The sequence below is a fragment of the Halomonas sp. ANAO-440 genome (genome assembly GCF_019915905.1).
GTDB lineage: Bacteria > Pseudomonadota > Gammaproteobacteria > Pseudomonadales > Halomonadaceae > Halomonas > Halomonas chromatireducens.
Window position 1 is genome coordinate 21,940 of the sequence record NZ_JAHXBV010000037.1, and the last position, 13,331, is coordinate 35,270.

Annotated in this window: 11 protein-coding genes; 4 read left to right on the forward strand and 7 right to left on the reverse strand. The window is 64.1% G+C overall.

Annotated elements, in window-relative coordinates; genetic code table 11:
• Positions 1 to 147: 147 nt before the first annotated feature.
• Together nspC and KZO25_RS17840 are read right to left on the reverse strand one after the other, a co-directional pair.
• Positions 148 to 1,320, reverse strand: coding sequence for a carboxynorspermidine decarboxylase (gene nspC, locus KZO25_RS17835; RefSeq protein WP_223137986.1), 1,173 nt, complete (start codon positions 1,318 to 1,320; stop codon positions 148 to 150).
• Between the two features lie 6 nt (positions 1,321 to 1,326).
• The gene (locus tag KZO25_RS17840; protein ID WP_223137987.1) at positions 1,327 to 2,526 is read right to left on the reverse strand and encodes a saccharopine dehydrogenase family protein; all 1,200 of its coding nucleotides are present in this window, start codon (positions 2,524 to 2,526) and stop codon (positions 1,327 to 1,329) included.
• A 373-nt stretch (positions 2,527 to 2,899) separates the two neighbouring features.
• On the opposite strand from KZO25_RS17840, the gene KZO25_RS17845 reads away from it, so the two are divergent.
• Together KZO25_RS17845 and KZO25_RS17850 are read left to right on the forward strand one after the other, a co-directional pair.
• Positions 2,900 to 3,661 (forward strand): Crp/Fnr family transcriptional regulator, encoded by a 762-nt coding sequence (locus KZO25_RS17845; RefSeq protein WP_316935858.1) that lies wholly within the window; start codon positions 2,900 to 2,902, stop codon positions 3,659 to 3,661.
• Positions 3,662 to 3,806: 145 nt separating this feature from the next.
• A complete protein-coding gene (locus tag KZO25_RS17850; RefSeq protein ID WP_223137988.1) occupies positions 3,807 to 4,835 on the forward strand; it encodes an osmoprotectant NAGGN system M42 family peptidase in 1,029 nt (342 codons plus the stop codon).
• Here KZO25_RS17850 and KZO25_RS17855 read toward each other — a convergent pair.
• From KZO25_RS17855 to KZO25_RS17875, 5 genes are all read right to left on the reverse strand, one after another.
• Complete coding sequence (locus KZO25_RS17855) at positions 4,826 to 5,647, reverse strand: FadR/GntR family transcriptional regulator (RefSeq protein WP_223137989.1); 822 nt, start codon at positions 5,645 to 5,647, stop codon at positions 4,826 to 4,828. The genes KZO25_RS17850 and KZO25_RS17855 overlap by 10 nt on opposite strands.
• A complete protein-coding gene (locus KZO25_RS17860; protein ID WP_223137990.1) occupies positions 5,644 to 6,669 on the reverse strand; it encodes an ABC transporter ATP-binding protein in 1,026 nt (341 codons plus the stop codon). Before KZO25_RS17860 ends, KZO25_RS17855 begins: the two co-directional genes overlap by 4 nt.
• A complete protein-coding gene (locus KZO25_RS17865) occupies positions 6,666 to 8,564 on the reverse strand; it encodes a dipeptide/oligopeptide/nickel ABC transporter permease/ATP-binding protein (RefSeq protein ID WP_223137991.1) in 1,899 nt (632 codons plus the stop codon). The genes KZO25_RS17860 and KZO25_RS17865 overlap by 4 nt, the downstream gene beginning before the upstream one ends.
• Positions 8,561 to 9,508 (reverse strand): ABC transporter permease, encoded by a 948-nt coding sequence (locus KZO25_RS17870; protein WP_223137992.1) that lies wholly within the window; start codon positions 9,506 to 9,508, stop codon positions 8,561 to 8,563. The genes KZO25_RS17865 and KZO25_RS17870 overlap by 4 nt, the downstream gene beginning before the upstream one ends.
• A gap of 63 nt (positions 9,509 to 9,571) precedes the next feature.
• The gene (locus tag KZO25_RS17875; protein ID WP_223137993.1) at positions 9,572 to 11,149 is read right to left on the reverse strand and encodes an ABC transporter substrate-binding protein; all 1,578 of its coding nucleotides are present in this window, start codon (positions 11,147 to 11,149) and stop codon (positions 9,572 to 9,574) included.
• Between the two features lie 168 nt (positions 11,150 to 11,317).
• Here KZO25_RS17875 and KZO25_RS17880 point away from each other — a divergent pair, with 168 nt between their 5' ends.
• Both KZO25_RS17880 and KZO25_RS17885 read left to right on the forward strand, forming a co-directional pair.
• Positions 11,318 to 11,986: a DUF1028 domain-containing protein gene (locus KZO25_RS17880; RefSeq protein ID WP_223137994.1), complete on the forward strand. Its 669-nt coding sequence runs from the start codon at positions 11,318 to 11,320 to the stop codon at positions 11,984 to 11,986.
• A 36-nt stretch (positions 11,987 to 12,022) separates the two neighbouring features.
• Positions 12,023 to 13,291: a M20 family metallo-hydrolase gene (locus KZO25_RS17885; protein ID WP_223137995.1), complete on the forward strand. Its 1,269-nt coding sequence runs from the start codon at positions 12,023 to 12,025 to the stop codon at positions 13,289 to 13,291.
• The last annotated feature ends 40 nt before the right edge of the window (positions 13,292 to 13,331 follow it).

A 13,331-nucleotide genomic window follows, 5' to 3' on the forward strand; every position in this document is an offset into this window, starting at 1 on the left:
CGTAGCTCTCCCTGGCTGGTGAGATCAGTTTCCATACCATGCGTGAAAGCGTAGCAGGGGAAAAGGGGGGCGGGGCGAGGAGGAAAACGAAGGTGCAGAAACGCAACAGGCACCCGAAGGTGCCTGCTGCGCAGCGAGCGGCAACCCCTAGCTGAGGCGCTGCTTGTAGTCCTCGTAACCGAAGGTCTTCACCGTGCGTATCTCCCGGCTTGTCTCGGCCACGCGGCAAATGGCAGGCAGGCGCATGCCGTTGAAGGTGGTGGTCTTCACCATGGTGTAATGGGCCATATCGGTGAACACCAGGCGGTCGCCGATGGCCAGCGGTGCATCGAAGCTGTAGTCGCCGATGACATCGCCGGCGAGACACGTCAGGCCGCCCAGGCGATAGGTGTGGGCCTTCTCGCCGGACTCACCGGCGCCGATGATATGTGGCCGGTAGGGCATCTCCAGCACGTCTGGCATGTGTGCGGTGGCGGAGGTGTCGAGGATAGCGATGGGGCCGTCATTCTCGACGATATCCAGTACCGAGCAGACCAGATAGCCGGTGTTGAGCGCGATGGCCTCGCCGGGCTCCAGGTAAACCGTAAGGTGCGGGTGGCGTGCCTTGAAGTCGCGGATCATCCGCACCAGCCGTTCGACGTCGTAGTCCTCGCGGGTGATATGGTGCCCGCCCCCGAAGTTGACCCACGCAAGGCTTGCCAGGTACTGGCCGAACCTGGCCTCGAAGGCGCCCAGGGTCTCCTCCAGGGCGTCGCTGTTCTGCTCGCAAAGGGTGTGGAAGTGCAACCCCTCGAGGCCTTGGAGATCCGCAGGCGACAGGTCCGCGGCCCGGGTGCCGAGCCGTGAGCCCGGGGCGCAGGGATCGTAGAGCGGTACCGCGCCGGTGGAGTGCTCCGGGTTGACGCGCATGCCGCAGGAGATCCGGCGTGGTGCGGCCGCGACGGTGTCGCGGAAGCGCCGCCACTGGGTGGGGGAGTTGAAGCTGAGGTGGTCGGCATAGCGCAACACCACCTCCATCTCCTCCTCGGTGAAGGCCGGCGAGTAGCAGTGCACCTCGCCGCCGAAGGTCTCCGCCCCCAGCCGCGCCTCGTCCTGGCCGCTGGCGGTGGTGCCGACCAGATACTCCCGCACCATGTCGAAGGTGTCCCACATGGCGAAGCCCTTCAGCGCCAGCAGGATGCGCGCACCGCTCGCCTCCTGGACCTGCTTGAGCAGGACCAGGTTCTTGCGTAGCAGCGCGTCGTCGACCACATAGGCCGGCGACGGGCACGCCTGAACGTCAAAGGGGTAGGCCGGCGTTTCCCTATTCAGTGAAGCCATGCGCGATCAGGCCAGCGGATCGTCTTCGGGGTCGAGCTCGACCACCTGCCAGGGCAGGCCCATCTCGCCGATGCGCTCCATGAAGGGGTCCGGGTCGAGCTGCTCGACGTTGAACACGCCGGAGCCCTTCCAGGTCCCGTCGAGCATCAGCATGGCGCCGGTGACCGCGGGCACGCCGGTGGTGTAGGAGATCGCCTGGGACTGCACCTCCCGGTAGCAGGCCTCGTGGTCGCAGATGTTGTAGATATGCACCTTGCGCCGCTTGCCGTCCTTGATGCCGTCGGCAATGATGCCGATGTTGGTCTTGCCCTTGGTGCGCGGACCGAGTGACGCCGGGTCGGGCAGCACCGCCTTGAGGAACTGCAGCGGAGAGATCTCGCAGCCGTTCACCTCGATCGGCTCGATGCTGGTCATGCCGACGTTCTCGAGCACCTTGAGGTGGGTGATGTATTTCTCGGAGAAAGTCATCCAGAAGCGAATCCGCTTTAGCCCCTTGATGTTCTGGCTGAGCGACTCGAGCTCCTCGTGGTAAAGCAGGTAGATGTCCTTCTCACCGATGCCGTCGAAGTCGAACTTGCGCTTCTCGGCAAGCGGCGGGGTCTCCACCCACTCACCCTTTTCCCAGTAGCGGCCATTCGCGGTGATCTCGCGAATGTTGATCTCGGGATTGAAGTTGGTGGCGAACGGGTAGCCGTGATCGCCGCCGTTGGCATCCAGAATGTCGATCTGGTGAATCTCGTCGAACAGATTCTTCTGGGCGTAGGCGCAGTAGATGTTGGTCATGCCCGGGTCGAAGCCGCAGCCCAGCGTAGCCATGACGCCTGCCTTGGCGTAGCGCTCCTGGAAGGCCCACTGCTCCTTGTATTCGAACTTTGCCTCGTCCGGGTGCTCGTAGTTGGCGGTGTCGAGGTAGGGCACGCCGGTCTTGAGGCACGCCTCCATGATGGTCAGGTCCTGATAGGGCAGTGCCACATGGATCAGCAAGTCGGGCTTGAACGACTCGATCAGGGCGACCAGTGCCTCGACGTTGTCGGCGTCCACCTGGGCGGTCTGGATCTGGCGATCCAGCTGGGCCGCTATGGCGCGACACTTGTCTTCATTGCGACTGGCCAGGCAGATCTCCGAGAAGACCTCGGGATGCTGTGCACACTTGTGGGTAACCACGCCACCGACGCCACCGGCGCCGATAATCAGGACTTTGCTCATTGGTTCTCGAATCCCGGTCGTAAAATGTCTTTCAAATATAGAGTCTTATCGGAATGGGGGCCAACCTGATTTTGCCCGGACCCGATGCCACCCCGGTCTCGCTCACGCGCTGGGCGCGATGATGGCGCCCAGTGAAGCCGGGAGCAAGTGATTTTATTGTGATATATGAGACGAAAGGAGGTGGAGGCATAGGCAGCAAAACGTATAAGGGCCTTTGCGAGGCCGCAAGCGGGGCCTGGTTGCCACGGGGAGCTACGCGCTGAATGGACGATCGCCATTTAACATAATTCACTTTCAATAACATACGTTATGAGTCGATGCATAAGCTTATGTTTTATTATGTTGCCTTCCACTACTAGCAGGAACGCGGAATGTGACTCTACTCGACACCGTTGTGATGCAGGGGCTCGACAGCCATGGCGTACTGACGGCTGATGACAAGACCTTGCTCTTGAGCCTGGAGCTCAATGCCCGGCGCGTGACGGCTGGCGAGGTGTTGTGGCAGGAAGTGGCCGATGTAGACCTGTTCTGCGTGGTGAAGGAGGGCTGGGCCTACTCCTACCGCAATCTCGGCAATGGCTCGATGCAGATCCTCAAGATCTATCTGCCCGGCGATATCATTGGCATGCGTGATTTTGGCTTCTCGCGACGCTTGGCGGGCGTGGCGATGATCAACGAGGGTGTGATCTGCCCGTTTTCGTATCAGCAGCTCTTTGAACTCTTCGCCCGCTCATCGTCCCTGGCGGCCGGTATCATTGCCACGACGGTACGCCAGCAGGCGATGCTCACCGAGCGGCTGGTCTACCTGGGGCGCTACGCGGCGCACGAACGACTGGCACATTTCCTCTACGAACTCTACCTGCGCCTCAAGCGGATCAATGCGGTGGAGGAGAACGGCTTTTTCATGCCCCTCTCCCAGGAGCAGATCGGCGATGCCCTGGGGTTGAGCGCGGTGCATGTGAGCCGGACCTTTTCCATGCTGCGCGACGAGGGACTGGTCGAGCGTGACCGCCAGCACGTGGTGCTCCCCGACCCCCAGGCGCTGGCTCGCCTGGTCGAGTTCAACGATACCTATATCGATGAATCCCTTCCCCCCGCCTTTCAGAATTTTCTTTCGCTGAATCGAATCGCCTGACCCGGCACCAGGAAAGCCCTTGTATGGCTTGGGCCATTGATAGCATGCGCCAAGCCGGGCAGGACCGTCCGCATCATTCGCGCATCGGTATCGCCTGCTATACGTTAAGGCTGCAAGGGTCGTACCCATCAGCCAGAGAGCCCATATGCCAACGATCGATACCAATGGCCTCGTCGCCGACCTGATGGCGATGCTGGCGATTCCCTCCCCTTCCCTCCATGCTCAGCCGATGGTGGACTGGCTGGCACCCCGGCTAGAGGCGGCTGGCCTGGAGGTGGCCACCACTGCCCGCGGTGACCTCCATGCGCAGCGCAAGGGAGATGCTCCCCGGCGTGCCATAACCGCGCACCTCGATACCCTGGGTGCCATGGTGGTGCGCCGGCGTGACGATGGTCGCCTGGCGGTACGCCCCATCGGCCACTGGAACGCCCGTTTCGCCGGGGGTGCCCGAGTGCGTGTCCATGACCATGACGGCGGGGTGGCGGCGAGCGGCACCCTGCTGCCGGAGAAGGCGTCAGGGCACGTCTTCAACGAAGCGGTGGACGCACAGCCCAGCGACTGGGATCACATTGCCCTGCGTCTCGACGTGGTGGATACCTCGTCTGACGCCCTGGAAGAGCTGGGAATTGGCGTCGGCAGCCTGGTCAGCGTGGAGAGCCAGCCCGAGCGAACCGAGACCGGCTTCATCAATGCTCGTCACCTGGATAACAAGGCAGCCATCGCCTGCGTGCTCGCGGCGCTGCGTGCGGGAGCCGATGTCACCGGAACAAGACTGGTGTTCTCCTGCGCCGAAGAGCTGGGTGTGGGCATGAGCGAGCCGCTGCTTGCCGGAGTAGACGAGGTGCTCAATCTCGATATTGCCGCCCAGGGCGAAGGCCAGCAGCTGTGCCCCGACGGGGTGACCATTGCGTTCATGGATAGCCAGGGCCCCCTGCACCCGGCGGCGAGTCGCCGGCTGGTGAGGCTCTGCCAGCAGCACGCGATCCCCTTCACTCGCGATTGCTTTCCGTTCTACTACTGCGACGGCGATTCGGCCAGCAAGGCCGGTATGGACCTGCGCAACGCCCTGGCATGCTTCGGTGCCGATGCCTCCCATGGCTGGGAGCGGGTGCATTGCGACTCCCTGGTGGCTCTGACTCGGCTGGTGATGGCCTGGCTTGACGTTCAGGAGTGATCGCGGCTTGCCAGATGCTCGTTCAGCGCCAGGTAGTCACGACTCGGACCCTGGCCGTCGGTGGCCTCGGCCCTGAAGAAGGTCCGCTCGAGCATGGCTTCTCTCTCCTCCATCAGTGCCTGGGCGGCACGCATGTGCTCGGCCATGATGGTGCTCGCCTCTTCGGTTCGCTGATGCCGCAGAGCCTCGATGAGTCGCCGCTGGTAGTCGTGGCCGCGACGGCGCAGTTCAGGATAGGGGCGTTCGTAGATGCGCTGGCAAACGGTCATGCTCATCAGCAGGCGGATCGGGAAGCGACACATCAGGGCGAGCAAGGGGTTGGGGCAGTGGTCCACCAGCAGAAGGTGAAACTCCAGCTCCTTGATGCGCTGCTCTCGCTCCTCCTCCAGAGAGGTCGGAGGATGGTCATAGAAGGCCATCACCGTCTCGAGTTCTGCTATGTCGTCTGCCGTCAGCTTGCCGGCCAGGCTCGCCACCAGGGCGGGCTCGAGCTGCTTCCTGACTTCGTAGATGTCGTGGATGGTCGGCGGCCGGAAGAAGAAGTAGTTGCCGAGCAGCTCCATGGCACGATCGTCGCTGACCTCCGATAGAAAGGCGCCGCCGCCGGGGCCGGTGCGTGTCTGGATCAGGCCCTGGAACTCCAGGCCCCGCATCGCCTCGCGGATCGTGCCCTTGGCGGCATCCAGGGCCTTGATCAAGTGTTCCTCACGGGGTAGACGATCGCCGGGGCGAAGCGTCTGGGAGGCCACGTACTCCTTGATGGCCTCGCCAATCGCTTCGGGGCGCTTGCGGCGTGGGGGAGATGACGTCATTCGCTGGCTGTCTCGTTGACTGCTTGGGTGTCCAGGCGTCGCCAGGGCCCTTCGACGGGGTAGCGACAGGCAACTCGATGGTCACCGCTTTGTTCCAGCGTGTCCAGCAGTGGGATGGCTTGGCGGCAATCCGCTGCGGCCCGCGGACAGCGGGGTGCAAAGGCGCAGCCCGGCGGTGGGGCAAGCGGGTCGGGCAGCTCGGCTTCGCCGCTTTCGGCACGGATCGGCGGCCCGCCCGGGATCGGGGCGCTGTCCAGCAGCAGCCGCGTATAGGGATGCGCCGGCGAGTGAAAGAGGCGGCGGGACGGTGCCTGCTCGATGATGCGACCGAAATACATCACCGCGATTCGGTCGCTGATGGTTTCCACCACCGATAGATCGTGGCTGATGAACAGATAGGTGAGATCGAACTCGTCTTTCAGTCGGCGCAGCAGCTTGAGCACCTGGGCCTGAATGGAAACGTCCAGTGCCGAGACCGGTTCGTCGAGCACCAGCAGCCTTGGCTCGGCGGCCAGTGCCCTGGCGATGCCGATGCGCTGGGCCTGGCCGCCGGAGAACTCATGGGGGTAGCGAGAAATGAATTCGGGCCGCAGATTGACCACCTCCATCAGCTCGCCGAGGCGGTGTTCCAGGGCTTTTCCTTGCAGGCCACGCAGATGCTTCAGTGGGGCCGCCAGGATATCCCGAATCCGCTTGCGTGGGTTGAGTGAGCTCAGCGGGTCCTGAAATACGTACTGCAGGCGCCGGGACAGGGCATGACGATCCTTTGCACGCAGCGCCTGGAGGTCCTCCCCGGCGAAGCGGATTTCGCCGGCGGTAGGGGTATCGAGCCCGACCAGCAGTCTGGCCAGGCTGGACTTGCCGCAGCCGGATTCACCGACGATACCCAACGTCTCGCCCTGAGCCACGTTCAGGTCAATGCCCTGGACGGCCTGCACCCCGGGTATGACGGGGCCGAACCAGCGTCGACCACCGCCGAAGGTCCGGGTAAGGCCGCGAATCTCGAGGAGGGGCTCGCTCATGGCGTGACTCCTTGGCGGGTTTCAAGGCCCAGCGGTTTGATGCAGCGCACCTGACGGTCGCTATCCGTGGCGTTGAGCCCCACCTCACCGCGGCGGCAGGCATCCTCCGCCAGATCGCAGCGATCAGCAAAGGCACAGCCTTCCGGCAAGGCGTCGGCGGGAGGTGGCAGCCCGGGAATCGCCGCGGGTTCGTTGTCGGGTTCCCCCAGGCGCGGCACGCAGTCGATCAGTCGGCGAGTATAGGGATGGCGGGGATTGTCGAGGATGTCGGCGGTGGGACCGATCTCGACGATGCGGCCGGCGTACATCACGGCGACGCGGTCGCAGACCTGGGAGACCACGCCGAAGTCGTGGGTGATGAACAGCACCGCGGTGCCCTTGGACTCGCGCAGATTCTTGATCAGCGCCAGGATTTGCGCCTGAACGGTGACGTCCAGCGCCGTGGTGGGTTCGTCGGCGACGATCAACTGCGGGTCATTGGCCAGTGCCATGGCGATACCGACGCGTTGGCGCATGCCCCCGGAGAGCTCATGTGGGTACTGTTCGGCGCGCCGCTCGGCGTTGGGGATGCGTACCTGATTCAGCAGTGAGACAGCCCGCTCTCTCGCCGCCTGCCGCGACATCGGCTGGTGCTGTTGGATTGCCTCGACCAGCTGATCGCCGACCCGGAACAGGGGGTGCAGGGTGGAGAGCGGGTCCTGGAAGACATAGGCCACGTCTCGCCCCCGGATCCGCCGAATTGCGCGATGCGGTAAGTCAAGCAGGTCCCGTCCTTCCAGGGCGATGCGCCCGCCGGTGATTACACCCGGCGGTGACGCGACGAGACCCAGCAGTGAGAGCGCGGTGACCGACTTGCCGGAGCCCGACTCACCGACCAGGCCCAGGCATTCGTTGGGCCTGATGGCGAAGCTCACGCCGTTGACGGCGCGATACGTGCGTCGGCCCACCTCGAAGTGGGTGTGCAGGTCCTCCACGTCCAGCAGGGCGTGAGTGTCGGAGCCCTTTTTTGACGGCACCTGGCGGCGGCGAATGCGCGTGAAGGGGGCTGGGCGCGACAGGGCCCCCGACTTCAGACGCGGATCCAGGGCGTCGCGAATGCCATCTCCCAGCAGGTTGATGCTCATCACCAGCAGGAAGATCACCAGGCCTGGGAGGATGGCCACATGGGGGGCGTTGAGCATCATTCTGCGGCCTTCGCCGAGCATCGAGCCCAGGTCGGCCTGGGGCGGCTGGGCACCGAGGCCCAGGAAGCTGAGGCCGGCCGTCTCGAGGATCATCCAGCCCACGGTGGTCGACATGGTGATGACGATCACCGGCAGCACATTGGGCAGGATCTCGCTGGTGAGGATTCGCAGGTGCCCCTTGCCGGAGAGGCGAGCGGCATCGATGAACTCGCGATGAGCGATGCTGACGGTGACGCCGCGAATATTACGGGCAAAGAAGGGGATATTGACGATGGCGATGGCGTAGAGCGCGTTCATCAATCCCGGGCCGAGTACCGCGACGATCGCCAGGGCGAGCAGGATATAGGGGAAGGCCATCAGCATATCGATGCCGCGCATCAGGGTATTGTCGGTGCGCCCGCCGAAGTAGCCGGCGACGATGCCGATCAGTGAGCCGAAGAAGGCTGCGACCAGTGAGGCGGCGATGCCCACCGCCAGGCTGATGCGCGTTCCCCACAGCAGGCGTGAAAGGATGTCGCGCCCCAGGGCGTCAGTGCCCAGCAGGTGGCCTTCCGTTAGAGGCGGCTGCAGGCGATTCGCGGGACTGGTGGAATTCGGGTCGGCCAGCGGCAGCCAGGGGGTGATCAGGCATAGCAGCACGAGGAGCACGAGCAGTACACCGCCAAAAGCGGCCAGACGGTTGCGGGCAATCAGCCGGATGAAGTCCGTCATGCCTGGATCCTCGGGTCGAGCCAGTGCTGGAGCAGGTCGGCGAGCAGGTTGAACAGCACATAGGCGGCGGCCACCACCAGCACACCGCCCTGGACCAGCAGCAGGTCCCGGGTGGAGATGGCATTGACCAGCATGCGGCCGATGCCGGGCCACTGGAATACCGTCTCGATGTAGACGGCACCGCCGATGACGAAGCCGGCCTGGACGCCAATCACCGGGATCAGGTTGACCAGAGCCACCTTGAAGGCGTGGCGCAGTACCACGCGATTCTCGCCCAGCCCCTTGGCGCGGGCCGTACGAATATAGTCCTGGCGCAGGACCTCCAGCATGTTGGAGCGGGTCAGCCTGGCGATGACGCCGGCGGCTACCACGGCCAGTGCGATGGCCGGCAGCACCAGGTGATGCAGTATGTCGAGCACGCCACCGCCGCCGTAGGCTGCCGTCATGCCGCTGGCCGGAAACCAGCGCAGGCCCACCGAAAAGAACATGATCATCAGCATGCCGAGCCAGAAGGCCGGCACCGAAATACCCACCAGCACCAGCAGGGTAATGATCCTGTCCCCCCAGCCGTACTGGCGAACGGCCGAAACGATACCGGCAGCAACACCGACGATCGTGCAGAGCACCAGCGACGTGCCGGCTAGGATCAGGGTGGCGCTGAAGCGCTCGAGTACCTCATCGAGCACCGGCCGGTTGAGCGCATAGGAGCGGCCCAGATCACCCTGCAGGATATTGCCCAGCCACACCAGGTACTGTTGCGGCAGTGGCAGGTCCAGGCCAAGGTCGGCGCGCAGTCGCTCGAGGTTCTCGGCTGTCGCGTAGGACCCCAGGATGGCTTGGGCCGGATCGCCTGGGATCAGCGACATGATCGAGAAGACGATGACGGAGAGTCCGAGCAGCACCGGCAGGGTCAGCAGCAGACGGCGAAATGCGTAGCGGATCATGATAGCGGTGTCCGAATCGAGTATGCCGGCGGCACGGCCAGAGCCATGCCGCCAGCGGTCGGGTCACTGTTTTTCGACGTCGTGCAGCAGCAGGAAGAAGGATGGCTGCAGCCGGAAGTTCTCGACGTTGGCGCCAGCCACTGCGTTCTGCTTCCAGTTGGCGATGAAGGCCCATGGCGCGTCTTCATGAACAATGGCCTGCATCTTGCGATAGAGGGCGGCGCGCTCCTCCTGATTCACACTGCGGCGGGCCTGCTCGAGCAGCTCATCGACCTCGGGGTTGCTGTAATAGCCGGAGTTGAAGCCGCCGCTTTCCGGCATGGCGTCGCTACGCAAGGCCAGGAAGGGGAGGGTGTCGGGGTCGTTGGTCATCCAGGCCATCTGAGCCATGTCGGCCTTTCCTTCCAGGCCCGGGTTGACGCGGTCCAGGAAGGTATTCCACTCGTATGTCTCGATCTTGACCTCGAGCCCTACCTCGGCCAGGTCGGCTTGAATGGCGGTGCCCATGGGGACGGGATCGAGCATGCCCGAACCGCCTTCGGTGACGTAGAAAGTCAGTTCGGCGCCTTCGTGGCCGGCTTCTGCGATCAGTTCACGCGCCTTGTCCGGGTCATAGGGGTACGGGTCGAGTTCCTCATTGTAGGCCCACTCGAAGGCCGGGGGGATGGGGCCCGCGGCGACCGCGGCGGTGCCCTGCAGGACATCCTCGACCAGCGACTGCTTGTCGATGGCGTAGTTGATCGCCTGGCGCATGGCTTGGTCCTGGAAAGGTCCCTCGCGGGTGTTGAGGATCAGGAACCAGAGGTGGGGGCCGGCCTGCTCATAGACCTCGAACGCCTCGTCCTCCGCCATGGCGGCGACGTTGTCGGGCGGTACTTCCACCATCAGGTCGATGCCGCCGGAGAGCATTTCGGCGACTCGGGTGTTGGCATCGGTGATCGGGCGAAAGACGACCGCTTCGAGCGAAGGCGCGCCGTCCCAGTATTCCTCGTTGCGCGTCACCACCACCCGGCTGTTGCTCCGCCACTCCTCGAACTGGAATGGCCCGGTGCCCGAGGGATTCCGTGCCACCTCTTCGCCGTGCTCCTCTATCGCCGCCGGAGAGACGATGAGGCCGGTCGGGTAGGCCAGGTTGGAGAGGAAAGGCGCATAGGGCTCTTCCAGCTGAAAGGTGACCTCATGCTCGCTCGTGGCCTCGACCGACTCGATGGCATCGAAGAAGAATGCCAGCGGGAAGGGGCCGGTATCGTGGTAGGGGTGCTCCTCGTCGAGCATGCGCTCGAAGTTGAATACCACCGCCTCGGCGTTGAATTCGCTGCCGTCATGGAAGGTGACGTCGTCGCGCAGGGTGAAGGTATAGACGGTGCCGTCGTCGCTGATCGTCCACTCGCTGGCCAGGGAGGGTTCGACCTCCAGGGTGCCATCGGCGTAGCGCACCAGGCCGTCGTAGAGGTTCATCATGATGCGGAAATCATTGACCGCGGTGACCTGAGCCGGGTCGAGCGCCTTGGGTTCGGCGATCTGCCCCACGATCAACACATTGGGGGGCGTCTGGGCCACTGCGCTACCGGCGGCGGTGAATACGGTCGTGGCCAGGGCAGGGAGCAGCCAGCGGCGTGCCCTTGAATGTTTGGGTGTCATGTCTTGCCTCTCCGAATGAGTGTTGTGGTTGTTCACTGGCGAGTTGCCATCGGTGAGCGAGAGCGGCTACGCTGAAGCGAGTTTGTATTTATCATGATAAATTATTCCCCATAATGTATGGCACAGAGACGCCTGCCATGCAAGCACAGGGGAAACACGGAGAGTCCCATGACCTTCAGCCTGATTGCCCTGGATCCCCGCGATGGCTGCCTGGGGGTTGCCTGCGCTACCGGAAGCCCCGGGGTCGGTGGCTTCGTGCCTCACTTGCTGCCTGGCGTGGGGGCCGCCATTACCCAGGGGTACAGCACTCATGTGCTGGCCGCCGAACAGGGTCTGGCGCACCTGGCTGAAGGGGAGCCGGTAACGACGGTGGTGGCGGCCCTGCGCCAAGCCGACCGAGGGGCAGCCTGGCGGCAGCTGGCGCTGATGAATACTCAAGGGCACGTTGCCGGCTGGACCGGCGAGAGCAACGTGCCGTGCATGGATATGCATCTGGCTGAGGGGCTGGTGGTGGCCGGTAACATGCTGGCCAGTGACCGGGTCGTGCCCGCCATGGTCGCCGCCTTCCATGAGGCCAGGTCCCGGGGCGACCCGCTGGCCGAGGTGCTTCTGGCCACGCTGGCTGCAGGCCAGGCCGAAGGGGGCGATCAGCGAGGTGCCGTCTCGGCCGCCTTGAAAGTCAGGCCCCCCGGCGGTGTGCCCTATGACCTGCGCATTGATGACGCTGCGGACGCCGTGCTGGCGCTGTCGCGTCTTCATCAGCGCATTCGTGAGGACCGGGATTTTCAGGCCTTTCTGGCCCGTTTGCCGGATGCCACCGACCCCCATCGTCATTAGCGTCGACACATTGAGATCACCTGGAGGAATATTGCCATGCCCCTTTCCTGCTCTGCCGATGACCTGGGGCGACGCCTGATGGAGCGGCTCGATGAGGCGGCCGTCTATTCGTTGCCCGGCCATGGCGTTACACGACTCTTCGCCGGCGAGGAGCACCGCCGATTGCTTCCTCTGCTGTCATCATGGATGCGCCTCGCCGGCCTCGAGCCGGAGCTGGATGCCGTGGGCAATTTGGTGGGGAGATGTCCCCGAGCCCTCGCTGGGGAGCCTGCACTTATTCTGGGTTCTCACCAGGATTCGGTGATCGAGGGGGGTAAGTATGACGGTATGCTGGGCGTTGCCATGCCCTTGCTGGCGCTCGAGGCACTACGCGAACAGGGCCGCGAACCCAGCTGTGCGGTGGAGGTGGTGGCCTTTGGCGACGAGGAGGGCGTGCGCTTTCCATCCACCCTGGTGGGCAGCCGGGCACTCGCCGGCACCCTTGATCCGAAGGTGCTGGAAGGCAAGGACAAGGAGGGCGTGACGCTGCGCGAGGCGCTGACGTATCTCGGCGCCGATACGTCACGACTGGCCGAGGTGAGTCGCAATCCGGAGCGCGTGCTGGGCTATGTCGAGGTGCATATCGAGCAGGGCCCGGTGCTCGAGAATGAGGGGTTGGCGCTGGGCGTGGTGACGGCCCTGACGGGCATCGAGCGACACCGCGTAACGGTGTCCGGCAAGGCGGGACATGCCGGTACGACACCCATGGAAGGTCGCCGTGATGCACTGGTGGGCGCCTCGGCGATGGTGCTGGAAGCCGACAGCCTGCTTCGCCGCCGGGACAGTCTGGTTGGTGTTATCGGGCAACTGACCGTGCGGCCCGGTGCGGTCAACGTCATACCCTCCGAGGTCGAGTTCACGCTGGAGCTGCGCTCACCGGACCCTGAAAAGCGTCTTGCCGGCCGTCGCGAGATCCTTGCCGGCCTGGCAGGGATCGCCAAGGAGCGGGGGCTGGAATTCACCACCTGCATGGATTACGAGGCCGAGGGAGTTGCGTGCGCTGAGCGGCTGATCCAGGCCCTGGAGCAGGCATGCCGGGAGGTGGGGCAGCCGAGCCGCCGCCTGTTCAGTGGGGCCGGGCATGACGGCCTGGCAATGCATGCCCTGACCGATATCGGCATGCTGTTCCTCCGCTGCAGGGATGGGCTGAGCCACCATCCTGACGAAGCCATCACGGCGGAAGATGCTGAGGCAGGTACGCGCGTGATCATGCAACTGCTGACAAGCATGGCCACGGCTTGCCGAAAGGAAACCGGGGAGGGCTGAAAGGGAGGCCAATAAACGAAAAAAGCACCCGTAGGTGCTT